Here is a 16571-nt window from a genome sequence, read left to right as displayed (position 1 = left end):
GTCCCGCCGGGACTGATGGTCGTCGGAGCGACATCGATGTATCTCGGCGCGGCCGTCGCCGTCGGCCTGTTCGACGTCATCTCCCCGGCCGCCGTCGCGTGGTTGCGGATCGCCGGGGCCGCGCTGGTGTTGCTCCTGTGGGTGCGTCCACCCCGCGGCGCCTGGCGCTGGGAGCGATTGCGCCTCGCCGGATGCTTCGGGCTGATCACCGCCGGGATGAACATCGCCTTCTACGAGGCGCTCGCGCACCTGCCCCTGGGCACGACCGTCGCCCTGGAGTTCCTGGGCCCGATCGTGGTGGCCGCGTTGGGTTCTGCGACGCGTCGCGACGTCGCCGCACTGGTCCTGGCGGCGGTCGGCGTGGTCCTGATCGCCGACGTCCGATGGTCGGGAACGGCGATCGGCGTCGTCCTGGCGCTGACCGCGGCCGCCTGCTGGGCGGGGTACATCGTCCTGGGCAAACGGGTCGCGGCGCGAGGCACGGGCGTCGAGGACCTGGCAACCGGCTTCGCGGTGGCCGCGTTGCTCACCGCGCCGCTCGCGTGGTGGGTGGCCGACGCGGTACGCGCGGGGGCCGCGTTGCCGGTGGTCCTGGCCCAAGGGTTGCTGCTCGGCATCGCCTCGACCGCGGTGCCCTACGCACTCGACCAGATCGTGCTGCGGCGGGTCGGCCAGGCGAGGTTCGCGATCCTGCTCGCGCTGCTGCCGGTGACGGCGTCGGTGATCGGGTTGCTCGCGCTGGCGCAGGTGCCGCGGCCCCTCGAAGCGGTCGGGATCGCGCTCGTCGCGGTGGCGGTGGCCGTGCGATCGGTCGACGACGACAACCGGTCCGACGATCGCGAGGCGGAGATTCCGCCGGGGTGACCGGGAATCAGGCGGCGCGCGCCTTCTTCAGTGCTTTGTGCAGCTCTTTCTTCGACATGTCGGAGGTGTCGAGCTTGCGCATACGGTGGATGACCACCGGACAGCGAACACAGCGCGTCGAACTCTTGCAACACTTCTTCTTGGGCTTCAGAGAGCCCACCTTGGTCGGGTCGACCTTGCCCATACGGCGAGGTTAGCAGACCCTAACTACGACTCTTGTGGGTGCTGTGATCGCGGTCTCACCGCCCGAGCCGATAGTCTGTGACGTTGAATCCCTAGGTGATCTGCTCCCCGCGCCGGTCAGAGCCGTTCGGCTGCGAACGTTCCAGACGTTCGGCAGTGACCCGGACGCCGGCCGCCGCTGCCGGTCCCCAACCACACGAAAGAGAGCCAGTGAGCGCTGTCCCCACCTTCCGCAACGTCGCGATCGTCGCGCACGTCGACCACGGAAAGACCACACTCGTCGACGCCATGCTGCGCCAGTCCGGCGTCTTCGGCGAGCGCGCCGAGGTCGTCGACCGGGTGATGGACTCCGGTGACCTCGAACGTGAAAAGGGCATCACCATCCTCGCCAAGAACACCGCGGTCCACCGGCGCCAGCCGGACGGCACCGAGGTCGTCATCAACGTCATCGACACCCCCGGCCACGCCGACTTCGGCGGCGAGGTCGAGCGCGGCCTGTCGATGGTCGACGGCGTGGTCCTGCTCGTCGACGCCTCCGAGGGCCCGCTGCCGCAGACGCGCTTCGTGCTCCGCAAGGCGCTGGCCGCCGAGCTGCCGGTGATCGTCGTCGTCAACAAGACCGATCGTCCGGATGCCCGCATCCAGGAGGTCGTCGACGAGACGCAGGATCTGCTCCTCGACCTCGCCTCCGACCTGGACGAGGAGGCCGCGAAGGCCGCCGAACTCGTCCTCGAGCTTCCCGTGCTCTACGCCTCGGGCCGCGCCGGTGTCTGCAGCACCGAGCAGCCGGCCGACGGCGAGATCCCGGCGGGGGAGAACCTCGACTCCTTCTTCGACGTCCTGCTCGAACACGTCCCGGCGCCCAAGGGTGACCCGGACGCGCCGCTGCAGGCACACGTCACCAACCTCGACGCGTCGGCCTTCCTCGGCCGTCTCGCGCTCGTCCGCATCCACAACGGAACCCTCCGCAAGGGCCAGCAGGTGTCCTGGTGCCGCGAGGTCGACGGTGAAGCCGTCGTCGAGCGCGCCAAGATCACCGAGCTCCTCGCCACCGTCGGAGTCGACCGGGCGCCCGCCGAGTCCGCATCGGCCGGTGACATCGTGGCCGTCGCCGGTATGCCGGAGATCATGATCGGCGACACCCTCGCCGACCTGGAGAACCCGCAGCCGCTGCCGCGCATCACCGTCGACGAGCCGGCGATCTCGGTCACCATCGGCACCAACTCGTCGCCGCTGGCGGGCCGGGTGTCGGGCCACAAACTGACCGCCCGCATGGTCAAGCAGCGTCTGGACACCGAGCTGATCGGCAACGTGTCGCTGCGCGTGCTCGACATCGGCCGGCCCGACGCCTGGGAGGTGCAGGGACGTGGCGAGCTCGCCCTGGCCATCCTCGTCGAGCAGATGCGTCGTGAGGGCTTCGAGCTGACCGTCGGCAAGCCGCAGGTCGTCACCCGCAAGGTGGACGGCAAGGTCCAGGAGCCGTTCGAGCATCTGACCGTCGACGTGCCCGAGGAGTACCTCGGCGCGGTCACCCAGTTGCTCGCCGCCCGCAAGGGCCGCATGGAGCAGATGAACAACCACGGCACCGGCTGGGTCCGGATGGAGTTCATCGTGCCCTCGCGCGGCCTCATCGGGTTCCGTACCGACTTTCTCACCGAGACCCGCGGCACCGGCATCGCCAACGCGGTGTTCCAGGGTTACGACGCCTGGGCGGGCGAGATCCGGGCGCGCCACACGGGTTCGCTCGTCAGCGACCGGTCGGGAACGGTCACCCCGTTCGCGATGATCCAGCTCGCCGACCGCGGCACGTTCTTCGTCAACCCGGGCGACGACTCGTACGAGGGCCACGTCGTGGGGATCAACCCGCGCCAGGAGGATCTCGACATCAACGTCACCCGCGAGAAGAAGCTGACCAACATGCGTCAGTCCTCGGCCGACGTGATGGAGACCCTCGCCAAGCCGATGCAACTCGACCTCGAGGGCGCCATGGAATTCTGCGCCGCGGACGAGTGTGTCGAGGTCACCCCTGAGGTCGTGCGAGTGCGTAAGGTGCACCTCGACTCGACGACGCGCGCCCGTGAGCGCTCGCGGGCCAAGTCCCGGGATGCCGCCGTCAGCTGAGTGTCGATGGCGCTCCGGCGCCGCATCACGGTGGCGGGCGCGTCCGACGGACCGAGAAGCTTCTTCGTCATGGGGGTATCCGAGGTGAATCGCGCGAGACCACGACCGGGCCGCGAGGCCGCGAACCGGGTCCGTGGGCGGTTGCTCGGCATGCTCTCGTGCAGCGTCGCCCTGCTCGTGGTGCTGACCGCCTGCATGTCGGATCCGCCGCCCCCGGTCCGCGACACCGGGCCACCGCCGACCCCGACCGAGTACCCGGTGGAGAAGACGATCTACATCGCCACCGACTCGGTCGGATCGGGCTTCAACCCGCACATCGCCGCCGACCAGAATCCGGTGACCACGGCGGTCGCGGCGATGACGCTGCCCAGCGCGTTCGCGCCGGTCCAGACCCCGGGCGGGACGGTGTGGGAACTGCAGCGCTCGTTCGTCACCTCCGCTGAGGTGACGTCGCGGGCGCCGTTCACCGTGACCTACCGCATCCACACCGACGCCCAGTGGTCCGACGGCCTGCCGGTGACGGGCGACGACTTCAACTTCCTGTGGCAGCAGATGTCCCGGCAGCCCAACGTCGTGGCACCGGCCGGCTACCGGCTCATCGACTCGGTGCAGTCCCGGGAGGGCGGCAAGGTCGTCGAGGTGCGGTTCGAGTCGCCGTACCCCGCGTGGCGAGAGCTGTTCACCGGATTGCTGCCCAGTCACGTGCTCAAGGGTGCGCCGGCCGGCTTCCAGACCGGGATGGACACCGGCAAGCCGGTTTCGGCCGGGCCCTACGCGATCGTGGGGATCGACAAGACCCGCGACGAGGTCCGCCTCGCCCGCAACGACCGGTATTGGGTCACCCCGCCCCGGTTGGATCAGATCGTCCTCCGCCGCGCCGGCACATCGGCCCAGATGCTCGACTCCGTACGATCCGGCGACTCGGCCATCGTGGCCCTCGGCGCCTCGCCGGCCACCGACGCGGAACTGACCGCGCTGCCCGGTCTCGAGACCGCCCGCAGCCTGACGTCGCGGTCACTCGGTGTCAGCGTGAACGCCCGCACCGACGCGATGAGCTCGGTGGAGGTCCGGCGCGCGATCCTCGGGTTGGTCGATCCGCGACTGACCACCTTCGCCGGTGCCGGCGACTGGGTCGTCGAACCGTTCGCGAACACCGTCTTCGCGCCGTCGGATCCGGGCTATTCACCGGTCGACCGCCCGCGCCTCGGGGCGGCCGAGGTCGACGCCCTGCTCGGCGCCGCCGGTTACCGCCGCGCCGCGCCCGAGCCCGTCGGCTCGGCATCCCCGGTGCCGTCGGCGTCGTCGTCGGAGCCCTCCTCGGTGTCGCCGTCGTCCCCGTCCGGGTCCACGCCCGCGTCCGAGGCGCCGTCCGCCGGCGGGTCGGCGACGCCCGGGGTGAGCGAGACCCCGAACGAGGGTCTGGTCGAGGTACCTGAACTACCCGAGGGAATCCTGCCGTTCCAGCGCGACGGGCAGGACCTCATCGTCCGTGTCGGTGCGGTCGCCGGCGATCCGCGGACCACGTCGGCCGCGTCGAGCATCGTCGACCAGCTCCGAGGTGCAGGGGTGCGCGCTCAGGTCGTGACGCTGCCCAACAGCGAGCTGTACGGGTCGGCGCTCACCAACCAGCGCGTCGACCTGGTCGTCGGGTGGTCGGGGCTCGGCGTGCCGCCGGCGTCGTCGCTCGCGTCGCAGGTCGACTGCAACCAGCCCAAGCCCGGTACCGAACCGTCGCCCGCGACGCCGCCGACGCCCACCAGCATCGCGCCGAGCGGTGGCGATCCCGGGGACAGCTATGCCAGCAACGTGTCCGGGTTGTGTGACCCGCGGCTCATCGAGCTCGCGCGCACCGCACTCTCCGAGGACGACCCGATCCCGACGCTGAACGAGGCCGAGCCGCTCCTCGCCGCGCAGGCGATCTACCGGCCGCTGTACCAGGACTCGATGGTCGTGGGCACCACGTCCGCGGTGCGCGACGTCCCGCTCACCGGACCCATCCAGGTCTCGATCTTCGGGACCGCGGTCAATTGGGAGCTGACGTGACCGGTGTCCCGGCGGATCGCCGGCTGCTGCTCGTCCACGCTCATCCCGACGACGAGACGATCATGACCGGCGGCACCATCGCCCGGTACCTCGCCGAGGGCGTCGACGTGCGGGTGCTGACCTTCACGCTCGGGGAGGAGGGCGAGGTGATCGGCGACGAGTGGGCCCAGCTGGTCGCCGACGGCGGCGCCGACCAGCTCGGCGGGTTCCGGGTACTCGAACTCACGCGGGCACTGGCCGAGCTCAGTCCCGCCGGCCGACCCGCGTTGCGGCCGCGATTCCTCGGCGGTGCGGGCCGATGGCGGGACTCCGGGATGGCCGGCGCCCCGTCCGCGAACCACCCGCGCGCACTCGTGCGGGCACCGTTCGACGAGCCCGTCGAGGCGTTGGTCGACGTGCTCACCGACTTCGCACCCCAGGTGGTCGTCAGTTACGACGCCTCGGGTACGTACGGCCATCCCGATCACAAACTGGTGCACGAGGTCACGACGGCCGCGGTCGCCCGCGCCCGGGAAGTCGGTCCGGGCCCGGACAAGATCTACGAATCGGTGACCGAACGCAGCGCACTGGACTCCGGGCTCGCCGGTGTCGCCGCGGTACCCGACGGCTGGCGGATGCCCCGCGACGGTGAGCTGCCGAGCTATCCCGACGCCGACATCACCACCGAGATCGACATCAGCGCGTACCTCCCACGAAAGGTGGCCGCCCTGGCCGCCCACGCCACACAGGTGACCGTCGCGGCGTCCGGGACGGAGTACGCACTGTCGAACAACATCGTGCAGCCGATCGCCGGTGCGGAGCATTACATTCTGGTCGAGCCGGAGCGTCACGGGTCCCCGGACGGGAAGCGTGAGTCGGACCTGTTCGCCGGGGTCGACTGAGCCGTGGCCCGCATGGTTCGGCCCGTATTGGGCTCCGTCCTCGACCGACTGCTCCTGGGATTCCTCGTCGTCGACGGGTTCGCGATCGGGCTCGTGAGTGTTGCGTTCACCTATCAGCGCTTCGGCGGCGTCGCGCTGCCCGTCGCGGCACTTGCCGCCGGCGTGGTCAATGCGGCCCTACTCTGGCTCGCGGCCGGCCTCACCGCGACCCCGTGGCGGTACGGGCCACTTGCCGCGTGGGGGCTCGTCGTCGTGATCGCCGGCGGGCTCCCCGGCCCGGGCGGGGACGTCGTGCTCTCGATCAGCAGTGGTTACCTCGTACAGACCCTGCTGCTCGTCGTCCTCGGTGTCGGGCCGTGCGCCGCGCTGGGCTGGACGGGGCGGCTGCCCGAACCCGACTGACCACCGGCCGCAGGGGCGCTCCGCGTTGTGTCGTGACGGGCGGCGTTAGAGTGAGAGACATGCTTCTGCGCGCGTGGGCCGAAGACATCATGGCCCCGATCGAGCGCGTCACGGCCGCACTGAGCCGTGTCCGTGACGACCCGACTCTCGGGGCCGACGCCCTCGACGATGACGGCTGGGTCGCCCTGCTGGGTGCCTCGGGTGCGCAGCTCGACGAATTGTGCGACCTCGCCGACTCCGTGCGTCGTCGCGTCACCGATCCGGATGTGCTGACCTTCGTGGTCAATCGCAACTTCGACACCGGGGTGGTCAGCCGACTCGGACCCGACGACCCGGGTCTCGACGAACTGGTCGCCGAGGCGGTCGCACTCGGCGCGACCGAGATCTGCATGCAGGGACCCCTGCCCGTCGAACTGCCGGCCGACGAGTACGTCCGACTCGTGGAGGACATCACGAGTGCCGCCGACGGGCTCCACCTGCACGCCTATCGGGCCCCGGAGATCGTCGACGGCGCCGAGCGCGCCGGGATCACGATCGTCGAACACCTCGAGCGGCTGCGGTCGGCGGGCCTGGGGTCGGTGCCGGGGACCGCTGCCCAGATCCTCGACGACACTGTCCGGGCGACACTGTCACCCACCGGCACGGCGCCGCCGGTCGGCAGCTGGGTCGACGTCATCGAGACCGCCCACCGCGTGGGTCTCTTCTCCACCGCGACGATGCTCTACGGGCACGTCGAGACGCCCGCACACCAGATCGCCCATCTTCGACTGCTACTCGAGATCCAGCGTCGCACGGGCGGTTTCAGCGAACTGATCCTGATGCCACTGCTTCCCGAGAACGTGCCGCCCCACCTGGCGGACACCGCCTCGCGGACCGCGTCGGAGCGGGAGACCCGCGCGTTGCACGCCGTCGCCCGCCTCATGACCGCAGGCCTCCTCGACCATCTGCAGGTGGCGTGGACCAAATTGCCCGCGGCCACCGTCGATCTGGTGTTGCGGGGTGGGGCAGATGATCTGGGTGGGTTGTTGCTCGACGGCACCCTGATGCCGGGCGCGGGACCGGAGTCAGGTCGTGTCCTCGACGCCGCGGCCGTCGTCGACATCGCGGCGCGAGCCGGACGCAGGCCGCGCCAGCGCACCACTCGCTACGGGGTGCCGGAGCCCGACCGGCAACTCCCGCTGCCCCAGGTGTCCGCGTGAGCGGGAGCATGTCTTCCGGGCGGGCGGCCGGAGCGCAGCAGCGCGCGCTGACGATGGACGACGTGGATGTCGCCATCATCGGCGCGGGCTTCGCCGGGCTCGGGATGGCGACGCAGCTCGCGCGCCGCGGGCGGGAGTCCTTCGTCGTGCTCGAACGCGCCGACGGCGTGGGGGGCACGTGGCGCGACAACACCTATCCCGGCATCGCCTGCGACATCCCCGCCCATCTGTACTCGTTCTCGTTCCGGCCGCCGGCCGACTGGTCGGCGCGGTTCCCTCGTGGCGCCGAGATCCGCAGCTATCTCGAACAGATCGTCGTCGACGAACGACTCGCCGACCGCATCGAGCTCAATCGCGAACTACGCGAAGCGGTCTGGGACGAGCAGGGGGCGCACTGGGTGATCACGGCGGCGGCGCCGGACGGCCGGGCCGTCACCTTCCGCGCTCGCTCGCTGGTGCTGGCGGTCGGACGGTTGTCGGAGGCGCGCATCCCCGACATCGACGGACTCGACACCTTCCCGGGACAGGTCGTCCACACGGCCGCCTGGCACGACGACGTCAACGTTGCGGGCGCGCGGGTCGGGGTCGTCGGAACCGGCGCGTCGGCGGTGCAGCTCATCCCGCACCTCGCCGACGCCGCGGACGATCTCGTCGTGTTCTGCCGCACGCCACCGTATGTCGTGCCGCGCGCGGACCGGCTCTACACCGACGACGAGCGGGCCGCCATGCTCGACCCCGTCGTCGCGGCGGAGGTGCGCGACCGACTGCTCACCGAAGCCGATGCGGCGTTCCGGCAGCGGCTCGGGTTGCATCCGGACATCGACGAGATCCGTTCCCGCGCACGGGATCACCTCCACGGGCAGGTGGCCGATGCCGACCTCCGTGAACAACTGACCCCCGACTACGAGATCGGTTGCAAGAGAATCCTGCTCAGCGACGACTTCTATCCGGCGCTGCAGCGGTCCAATGTGGTGTTCGAGTCGAGTGCACTGACGTCGGTCGCCGAGACCAAGGCCACCGCGCACAGTGGTCACACCTACGATCTCGACGTCCTGGTGATGGCAACCGGTTTCGAATCCGCGCGCCCGCCCGCCGCATCGCGCATCACCGGTCGTGCCGGTCGGCGGCTGTCCGACCACTGGTCTGCGGGCATGACGTCCTATGCCTCGACCGTGGTCAGCGGATTCCCGAACATGTTCGTCCTCGACGGGCCCAACGCGGCGCTCGGCCACAACTCGGCGATCTACATGATCGAGACGCAACTCGACTACGTCCTGGGCGCGCTGGAGTACATGGCCGGCAACGGGATCACGACGCTGGCGGTCTCGCCTGCCGCCGAAGACGAATACACGCGGGAGATCGACGCTCGCAGCGAGTCGACGGTGTGGCTGACCGGTTGTGAGAGTTGGTATGTCGACCCCGACAGCGGTCGCCTGACCCTGCTGTGGCCGGGCACCGCGGCGTCGTTCCGCGAACGCAACGGCACCTTCGACCCCGAACCGTACGAACCCCGTCCCGACGACCCCGGCACCGGAACACCTGAGGAGGGTGACGAATGACCGAGCAGCTGACCGTCCGCGCGGCCCTGGAAGCCGCCCGCGAGCGGGCGCCGATCGGTCTCGACGAGGCCGTGACGCTCCTGTCCTGCGCGGGAGGCGACCTGGTCGAACTGCAATCGATCGCCGGGGCGCTCCGAGACGAGGGGCTGGCCGCGGTCGGCCGGTCCCGGCAGATCACCTACTCCCGCAAGGTGTTCATCCCGCTCACGCGCCTGTGCCGCGACCGGTGCCACTACTGCACCTTCGTCACGGTCCCCGGAAAACTCGCCCGCGCGGGGGAGGGGCTCTATCTGGAACTCGACGAGGTCGTCGACCTCGCCCGCCGCGGCGCCGAACTCGGCTGCAAGGAGGCGCTTTTCACGCTGGGTGACCGGCCCGAGGACAGGTGGCCGCAGGCCGGCGAATGGCTGGCCGAACGGGGTTACTCCTCGACGCTGGACTACGTTCGTGCCGCCGCGGTCGCCGTGTTGTCGGAGACAGGTCTGCTGCCGCACCTCAACCCCGGGGTCATGAGCCTCGAGGAACTGCTCCGCCTGCGCCCGGTCGCACCGTCGATGGGCATGATGCTGGAGACGACGTCGCGTCGCCTGTTCACCGAGAAAGGCCAGGCGCACTACGGAAGCCCCGACAAGGACCCGCTGGTCCGCATGCAGGTGCTGCGTGACGCGGGCACCGCTCGTGTCCCGTTCACCACCGGGATTCTGGTCGGGATCGGCGAATCACTCACCGAGCGGGCCGAATCGCTGCTGGCTCTCGCGGATGTGCACGCCCGAGGCGGGCACATCCAGGAGGTGATCGTGCAGAACTTCCGGGCGAAGCCGGACACCGCGATGCGCTCCACCCCCGACGCGGAGATGACCGAGTTCCTCGCCGCCGTCGCGGTCGCCCGGGTCGTCCTCGGCCCACACATGCGGATCCAGGCGCCCCCGAACCTGGTGTCGCCCGCCGAATGTGCCGCGCTGATCGCCTCCGGCGTCGACGACTGGGGTGGGGTGTCGCCGCTGACTCCCGATCACGTCAACCCGGAACGCCCGTGGCCTCACCTCGACGCCCTGGCCGCCCGCACCGCGGAGTCGGATTTCGTTCTCACCGAACGCATCACCGCGCAGCCGCCGTATGTGCTGAACGGTGCCGACTGGATCGACCCGGCACTGACCCAGCACGTCGCCGCGCTCGCCGACCCGGTGACCGGCCTCGCCGTCGACACCCGCCCGGCCCCGCGTCCCTGGCCGGCGGTTGCCTGAGGGAAGCGCCTGTCGTCGGGTGCGTGGCAGTCAGCCGAGAACGGGTGCGAGCGCTTCGTATCCGCCGACGACGTCGGTGGCGCGGTGTAATCCGAGATCCTGCAGGGCCGCGGCGGCCAGGCTCGACGTATAACCCTGGGAGCACAGGATGATCCAGCGGACGTCATGGTCGACGGCCTGGTCGATGCGGGCGTCGCTCGCCGGGTCGCATCGCCATTCGAGGACATTCCGTTCGATGACGAGAGCACCCCGGGCCTCGCCCTCCTCCGCGCGCTGCGCCGCGGGACGGATGTCGACCAGAACCGCCCCGTCGGCCAGCTCGGCGGGGACGTCCGCGGCCTCGACCCGCGCGATCCGCGACCGTGCGTCGGCGAGTACGTCGTCGATGGTGCGGGGAGCGCTCATTCGGGCTGGTCGGTGAGGACGGTCCGGTTGCGGCGCAGGTGGCCGCCCTCGGAGATGTCGTAGTACGACATCGCGGTCAGCGGCGGTGAGTAGGCGTGCACGCTGAGCGTCGGGGTCACCTGCGGGCTGGTCTCCGCACCGATCTCCGGGGCGGCGACGACCGGGTTCCGCACGACGTCGTGCACCCACCCGAGAGGGAAGGCGGCCTGGTCGCCGGCGTCGAGGATGCGCACCGCCAGATCGTCTCCCGTCCAGTGATACTCGCGCAAGCTGCCCGACAACACCGTCAGGGCTCCGAGCGAACCGGCGTGGTCGTGCAGTTCGGTGGCCTCGCCCGGCGTCCAGCTGATCAGCCACACGTCGACGTCGTCGTCGGCGTGCAGGCGCGTCGCCCAGCGATGCCGTTCGTCCCAGACCTCCGGGAGCAGGTCGTCGTGGCGACCGTCGAGGACGTCTGCGACGCCCTGGTCGGTGATGCGGAGGAGGTCGGCGGGCCGGAGCCGCGTCGGCAGGTGACCAAGGGCGCGCGGGGCCGCGGTACCCGGACGCTCGCGCAGCGGCGAAGACGTCCGAGCACGATTCCGGGCGGAGGAAAGAGACGATAACGCGGACTGAGGCGCCCGTTCGGTGCGGGCGAGGGTGGAGGTCATGGCGAATCCTTGCGAGAGTCGAAGAGGATGTGGTGAGGCCGATCGGTTCAGCAACAGCACATCGACATCGACCGCGCGGTGGGTCGGTGCGGCACCCGGGCACACGCGCCCGCGGGTCGGTGTCCGGTGAGGACGGATTCGTCGACGACGATCATGCGCCCGACTCTGCACGCGGATCGTCGCGACGTCGAGGTTTGGCGGCACGCTGAACGAAACCCGGAGCGGCATCTCGCGGTCGGTGATGTGATCCTCGTTACTCAAACCCGGATTCGGGCGCCGCTGGACGGGGGTCGATTTCGTCGCAGCGTCTCCCGGGGCGGATACTGTGGGGTGCGGTTCGACCAGCCCTCGGGCCGCACCGGCGCCGACGCCGGAGTGCCGTTCGACGCCGAACTGCGTTTCTCGTCGCGCCGACCCGGATCTTCCCTAGCGAAGGAGTGAGTGGTGACCTACATCATCGCGGAGCCTTGCGTCGACGTGTTGGACAAGGCTTGCGTGGAGGAGTGCCCCGTCGACTGCATCTACGAGGGTGGACGCATGCTCTACATCCAGCCGGATGAGTGCGTCGACTGTGGTGCGTGTGAGCCGGTGTGCCCGGTCGAGGCGATCTTCTACGAGGATGATGTTCCCGACGAATGGGAGCCCTACGTCAGCGCGAACGCCGACTTCTTCGACGACCTCGGCTCCCCGGGCGGCGCCAGCAAGGTCGGCAAGACCGAGGCCGATCCGGCGTTCATCAAGGGTCTCCCGCCGATGAACGAAGAGGACTGACCGCCTCCGCATGAGCAGTCCTGTCTCCCGTACGGCTGCGCCCCTGCGCGTCTCCTCGACCCGCGTCAGCGGGCGTCTGCCCGACTTCCCGTGGGACACGATCGCCGATGCGAAGGCGACGGCTCAGGCCCACGCCGACGGCATCGTCGACCTGTCGGTCGGGACGCCCGTCGACCCGGTGCCCGCACTCATCCGCGACGCACTCGCCGAGAACTCGGCGTTCCCGGGCTACCCGACGACGATCGGGACCCGCGAGTTGCGGGAGGCGGCCGCGGAGTCGCTGATCCGACGCCACGGGGTCACGTCGCTCGACGAGACGGGAATCCTGCCGGTCATCGGTACCAAGGAGGCGATCGCCGGCCTGGCCTCGACCTTCGGGCTCGGACCCGGCGACGACGTGGTCATCCCCGAGGTCGCCTACCCGACCTATGAGGTGAGCGCCCTGCTCGCCGGTGCGCGGGCGGTGCGGGCGGATTCGACCGTCGCGCTGGGACCGATGAACCCGGCGCTGATGTTCATCAACTCGCCGTCGAATCCGACCGGCAAGGTCCTCGGCCTCGATCATCTCCGCAAAGTCGTGGGATGGGCGCGCGAGCGGGGGACCGTCGTCGTGTCCGACGAGTGTTATCTCGGTCTGAGTTGGGAGGGCGAGCCGCTGTCGATCCTCGACCCGAGGGTCTGCGACGGCGACCACACCGGACTGCTCGCGGTCCACTCACTGTCCAAGATCTCGAACCTGGCGTCGTATCGCGCCGGATTCTTCGCCGGCGACCCCGATCTGATCGCCGAATTGCTCGCAGTCCGCAAGCATGCCGGACTCATCGTGCCGTTCCCCGTCCAGGGAGCGATGACCGCCGCACTGGCCGACGACGCACACGTCGATGAGCAGCGCGAGCGCTATGCCGCGCGGCGTCGGCTGCTCAAAGCGGCTGTCGAGGGTGCGGGCTTCCGGGTCGACCACTCCGAGGCGGGCCTGTACCTCTGGGCCACCCGGGACGAACCGTGCCGGGAGACCGTCGCCTGGCTCGCCGACCGCGGAATCCTCTGTGCTCCAGGCGATTTCTACGGTCCGGCGGGTGAGCGCCACGTTCGTATGGCGCTCACCGCCACCGATGAGCGGATCAATGCGGCCGTCGCTCGTCTGACGGCCTGACACCGGCCCTGCTCAGCCGCGACCGCTCTTCTGTTGCAGGCGGTCGATCTCCTCGGACGCCTCGGCTTTCGTGAGGTCGGCCGAGAGGGTCTCGCCGGCCTCCCGTGCGAGGGTGTCGAGATAGCTCCGCTGCGCGCCGGTCATCGGCTCGTCGCCGGTCACCCAGTCGTCCGGGTCCTTCTCGGTGGAGTTTCCGGCGCCCGCGCCGAGGACGTCGTCGGTATCGTTCGTCGAACGATTGTTCGATGTGTTCATGTGCTCACCATACGTCGGGATGGGAGATCCGGCCAGTGAGCCAGGGCGTCAGCCGTTCTTGTGCAGCGCCTCGTTGAGGGCGATGCCGTCGCCCTTCCACGGCACGACCTCGACCGCGCCGGTCAGGCTGTTGCGACGGAACAGCAGGTTGGACTGGCCGGACAGGTCGCGCGCCTTGATCTGCGTGCCGTCGGGTCCGGTGACCTTGGTGCCGGCGGTGACATAGAGGCCGGCCTCGATGACGCAGTCGTCACCCAGCGGGATGCCGCAGCCGGAGTTCGCGCCGAGGAGGCAGCGCTTGCCCAGCGCGATGATCTCCTTGCCGCCGCCCGACAGGGTGCCCATCGTCGAGGCGCCGCCGCCGATGTCGGAGCCGTCGCCGACGACGACGCCCGCGGAGATGCGACCCTCCACCATCGACGACCCGAGGGTGCCGGCGTTGAAGTTGACGAAGCCCTCGTGCATCACGGTGGTGCCGGCCGCGAGGTGTGCACCTAGGCGGATGCGGTCGGCGTCGCCGATCCGTACGCCGCCCGGCACCACGTAGTCGACCATGCGCGGGAACTTGTCGATCGAGTAGACGGTGACCGGTCCGCGGGCGCGCAGCTTCGCCCGTACCGACTCGAAGTTGTCGACCGCACACGGGCCGTGATTGGTCCAGACCACGTTGGTGAGCATCCCGAAGATGCCCTCGAGGTTGGCGCCGTGCGGGGTGATGAGGCGATGCGACAGCAGGTGGAGTCGGAGGTAGACGTCGTAGGCGTCGATGGGGGCGGCGGTGATGTCGGCGATCCCGGTGCGGACCGCGACGGTCTTGACCCCGCGGGCCTCGTCAACGCCCACCAGCTCACGAAGGTGGGCCGGTGTCGACTCGTCGTCGAGGATCACGGTCTCCGCGGTCTCGACCCCGTCGAGTTCGGGTTCGGGGAACCAGACGTCGAGGACGACGCCGGGAGTCGAACCCCCGTCGATCACGGTCGCGATGCCAGTTGCGTGTGCGCCAGTAGATGTCACGACAGGTGAGTCTAGGTGATCGACCCCGGCGCCCCCGCCCCGCCACCGGTGCCCCGGCGTCATCCATTCGGCCCAAAGACCTGGTCACGCGCTGTGCGCCGCTCGTAGGGTCGCCAGCATGACCGGTCATCCGCCGCCACCTGTACCGCCCCGGCGCCGCCGACGCCGCTGGCCGTGGGTGGTGGGCGGGCTCGGCGTCGTGCTCGTGGCGGCGCTGGCGGTCGGTGCCGTCGTCTTCCAGCCGTGGCTGATCTTCGTCGACACCGAGGTCGACGACGCGATCCCGGTCGCGGTCACCCCCACGACGTCGGCGCCGGGGCAGCCGCCGCCCGCCGGGCCGGTGGTCATCTCGCGCGGCAGCCTGATCAGCCACGAGCACTCGACATCGGGAACGGTCTCGATCATCGAACAGCCCGACGGCTCACGCGTGCTGGCGATCGAGGACCTGGACACGACGACCGGGCCCGACGTCCACGTGTGGCTGTCGCAAGGGGACGTGCTCGAGGGGTTCGCCGGGTGGCGTACGGCCGCGGGCGTCCCGCACGTCGACCTCGGCATGATCAAGGGGAACAAGGGCAACCAGGTCTACGAGATCCCCGCCGACGTCGAGCTGGGCGACTATCCGTCGGTGTTCCTCTGGTGCGTGAAGTTCAGCGTCTCCTTCGGCGCCGCGGAGATGGGCTCACTACGGTGAGGGAGTGAGCACCGACCTCGACCTGACCGCCGACCCCGTCGAACTGACCGCCGCGCTCGTCGACATCGAGAGCGAGTCGCGCAACGAGTCGGCCATCGCCGACGCGGTCGAGGCCGCCCTGCGCGCGCAGACGAGCGGATTCGAGATCCTCCGCCATGGCAACCGTGTCCTCGCACGGACCGACCGGGGGCACGCCCAGCGCGTCATCCTCGCCGGGCACCTCGACACCGTGCCGGTCGCCGGCAACCTCCCGCACCGCCGCGAGACGGATTCGGAGGAGGGCGACGTGCTGCACGGATGCGGCACCGTCGACATGAAGTCCGGTGACGCGGTGTTCCTCCACCTCGCGGCGACGCTGCCGGAGCCGGCCTCGGATCTGACGCTGATCTTCTACGACTGCGAGGAGATTGCCGCGGAGTTCAACGGCCTGAACGACATCGAACGCGAACTCCCCGAGTGGCTCGCCGGTGACGTGGCGATCCTCGGCGAGCCGACCGCGGGGCTCATCGAAGCCGGATGCCAGGGGACGCTGCGGGTCCGGTTGTCGACGACGGGAACCCGAGCGCACTCGGCCCGGTCGTGGATGGGCGACAACGCCATTCACAAGCTCGGCGGTGTCCTGACCACGCTGGCGGGCTACGAGGCCCGTCGGGTCGACATCGACGGCTGCGAGTACCGCGAGGGTCTGTCGGCGGTCGCGGTCGGCGGCGGGGTGGCCGGCAACGTGATCCCCGACGCCGCGCACGTCGATGTCAACTTCCGCTTCGCCCCGGACCGTTCGATCGACCAGGCGCTCGACCACGTGCGCGAGGTGTTCGCCGCCGACCTGGCCGACGGCAGGATCGGGCTGGAGGTCACCGATTCCGCGGCCGGCGCCCTGCCGGGGCTGGGGCACCCGGCGGCCGCGGCGCTCGTGGCGGCCGCGGGCGGACGCTTCCGCGCGAAGTACGGCTGGACCGATGTGTCGCGGTTCTCGGCGCTGGGAATCCCCGCGGTGAACCTGGGCCCCGGCGATCCCAATCTCGCGCATCGCGTCGACGAACGGGTGCCGGTGGAGCAGATCCGCGCGGTGACCGACCTGCTGCGCACCTACCTGTCCTGACCTCGCAGGACCGGCGGAGTCGGACGGCGCT

The 16571-nt window shown here is 70.1% G+C and carries 17 protein-coding genes; 12 read left to right on the top strand and 5 right to left on the bottom strand.

The window, feature by feature from the left end:
- Positions 1-15: 15 nt before the first annotated feature.
- Complete coding sequence (locus tag FFS52_RS05135) at positions 16-864, top strand: EamA family transporter (RefSeq protein WP_137809069.1); 849 nt, start codon at positions 16-18, stop codon at positions 862-864.
- Between the two features lie 7 nt (positions 865-871).
- On the opposite strand, the gene FFS52_RS23630 is transcribed toward FFS52_RS05135, so the two are convergent.
- The gene (locus tag FFS52_RS23630; RefSeq protein ID WP_091344396.1) at positions 872-1048 is read right to left on the bottom strand and encodes a hypothetical protein; all 177 of its coding nucleotides are present in this window, start codon (positions 1046-1048) and stop codon (positions 872-874) included.
- Positions 1049-1257: 209 nt separating this feature from the next.
- Between FFS52_RS23630 and typA the strand changes: the two genes are divergently transcribed.
- From typA to cofG, 7 genes are all read left to right on the top strand, one after another.
- Positions 1258-3168, top strand: a complete 1911-nt coding sequence (gene typA / locus FFS52_RS05130; protein ID WP_058252521.1) for a translational GTPase TypA — start codon at positions 1258-1260, stop codon at positions 3166-3168.
- A 69-nt stretch (positions 3169-3237) separates the two neighbouring features.
- Positions 3238-5211 carry an ABC transporter family substrate-binding protein gene (locus FFS52_RS05125; protein ID WP_137809068.1) on the top strand — a complete coding sequence of 658 codons (1974 nt, stop codon included), beginning with the start codon at positions 3238-3240 and terminating at the stop codon, positions 5209-5211.
- Positions 5208-6092: an N-acetyl-1-D-myo-inositol-2-amino-2-deoxy-alpha-D-glucopyranoside deacetylase gene (mshB, locus tag FFS52_RS05120; RefSeq protein ID WP_137809045.1), complete on the top strand. Its 885-nt coding sequence runs from the start codon at positions 5208-5210 to the stop codon at positions 6090-6092. The genes FFS52_RS05125 and mshB overlap by 4 nt, the downstream gene beginning before the upstream one ends.
- Before the next feature lie 12 nt (positions 6093-6104).
- The gene (locus FFS52_RS05115; protein WP_137809044.1) at positions 6105-6494 is read left to right on the top strand and encodes a facilitated glucose transporter; all 390 of its coding nucleotides are present in this window, start codon (positions 6105-6107) and stop codon (positions 6492-6494) included.
- 59 nt (positions 6495-6553) lie between these two features.
- Positions 6554-7693 (top strand): FO synthase, encoded by a 1140-nt coding sequence (locus tag FFS52_RS05110; protein ID WP_137809043.1) that lies wholly within the window; start codon positions 6554-6556, stop codon positions 7691-7693.
- Between the two features lie 53 nt (positions 7694-7746).
- Positions 7747-9252 (top strand): NAD(P)/FAD-dependent oxidoreductase, encoded by a 1506-nt coding sequence (locus tag FFS52_RS05105; protein ID WP_137809067.1) that lies wholly within the window; start codon positions 7747-7749, stop codon positions 9250-9252.
- Complete coding sequence (cofG, locus tag FFS52_RS05100) at positions 9249-10496, top strand: 7,8-didemethyl-8-hydroxy-5-deazariboflavin synthase CofG (protein WP_137809042.1); 1248 nt, start codon at positions 9249-9251, stop codon at positions 10494-10496. The genes FFS52_RS05105 and cofG overlap by 4 nt, the downstream gene beginning before the upstream one ends.
- A 30-nt stretch (positions 10497-10526) precedes the next feature.
- On the opposite strand, the gene FFS52_RS05095 is transcribed toward cofG, so the two are convergent.
- Positions 10527-10901 (bottom strand): rhodanese-like domain-containing protein, encoded by a 375-nt coding sequence (locus FFS52_RS05095; RefSeq protein WP_137809041.1) that lies wholly within the window; start codon positions 10899-10901, stop codon positions 10527-10529.
- Positions 10898-11551 carry a cysteine dioxygenase family protein gene (locus tag FFS52_RS05090; RefSeq protein WP_137809040.1) on the bottom strand — a complete coding sequence of 218 codons (654 nt, stop codon included), beginning with the start codon at positions 11549-11551 and terminating at the stop codon, positions 10898-10900. The genes FFS52_RS05095 and FFS52_RS05090 overlap by 4 nt, the downstream gene beginning before the upstream one ends.
- Positions 11552-11992: 441 nt before the next feature.
- Here FFS52_RS05090 and fdxA point away from each other — a divergent pair, with 441 nt between their 5' ends.
- On the top strand, positions 11993-12322 hold the full coding sequence (gene fdxA / locus FFS52_RS05085) for a ferredoxin (protein WP_058252527.1): 330 nt from the start codon (positions 11993-11995) through the stop codon (positions 12320-12322).
- 10 nt (positions 12323-12332) lie between these two features.
- Complete coding sequence (gene dapC, locus FFS52_RS05080; RefSeq protein WP_137809039.1) at positions 12333-13475, top strand: succinyldiaminopimelate transaminase; 1143 nt, start codon at positions 12333-12335, stop codon at positions 13473-13475.
- A gap of 12 nt (positions 13476-13487) precedes the next feature.
- On the opposite strand, the gene FFS52_RS05075 is transcribed toward dapC, so the two are convergent.
- A complete protein-coding gene (locus FFS52_RS05075) occupies positions 13488-13730 on the bottom strand; it encodes a DUF3072 domain-containing protein (RefSeq protein ID WP_137809038.1) in 243 nt (80 codons plus the stop codon).
- A 48-nt stretch (positions 13731-13778) separates the two neighbouring features.
- Complete coding sequence (gene dapD / locus FFS52_RS05070; RefSeq protein WP_137809037.1) at positions 13779-14744, bottom strand: 2,3,4,5-tetrahydropyridine-2,6-dicarboxylate N-succinyltransferase; 966 nt, start codon at positions 14742-14744, stop codon at positions 13779-13781.
- Positions 14745-14922: 178 nt separating this feature from the next.
- On the opposite strand from dapD, the gene FFS52_RS05065 reads away from it, so the two are divergent.
- Entirely contained in the window at positions 14923-15438 is a 516-nt protein-coding gene (locus FFS52_RS05065) for a DM13 domain-containing protein (protein WP_137809066.1), read from the top strand.
- 4 nt (positions 15439-15442) lie between these two features.
- Complete coding sequence (gene dapE, locus FFS52_RS05060; RefSeq protein WP_137809036.1) at positions 15443-16540, top strand: succinyl-diaminopimelate desuccinylase; 1098 nt, start codon at positions 15443-15445, stop codon at positions 16538-16540.
- Positions 16541-16571: the final 31 nt, after the last annotated feature.

Origin of the sequence: Gordonia sp. ALPHA1B1, from assembly GCF_005502615.1 — a bacterium.
Taxonomy (GTDB): Bacteria; Actinomycetota; Actinomycetes; order Mycobacteriales; family Mycobacteriaceae; genus Gordonia; species Gordonia hongkongensis.
Note: the sequence above shows the minus strand (reverse complement) of the source record. Positions and strands in the feature narration are given on the sequence as shown.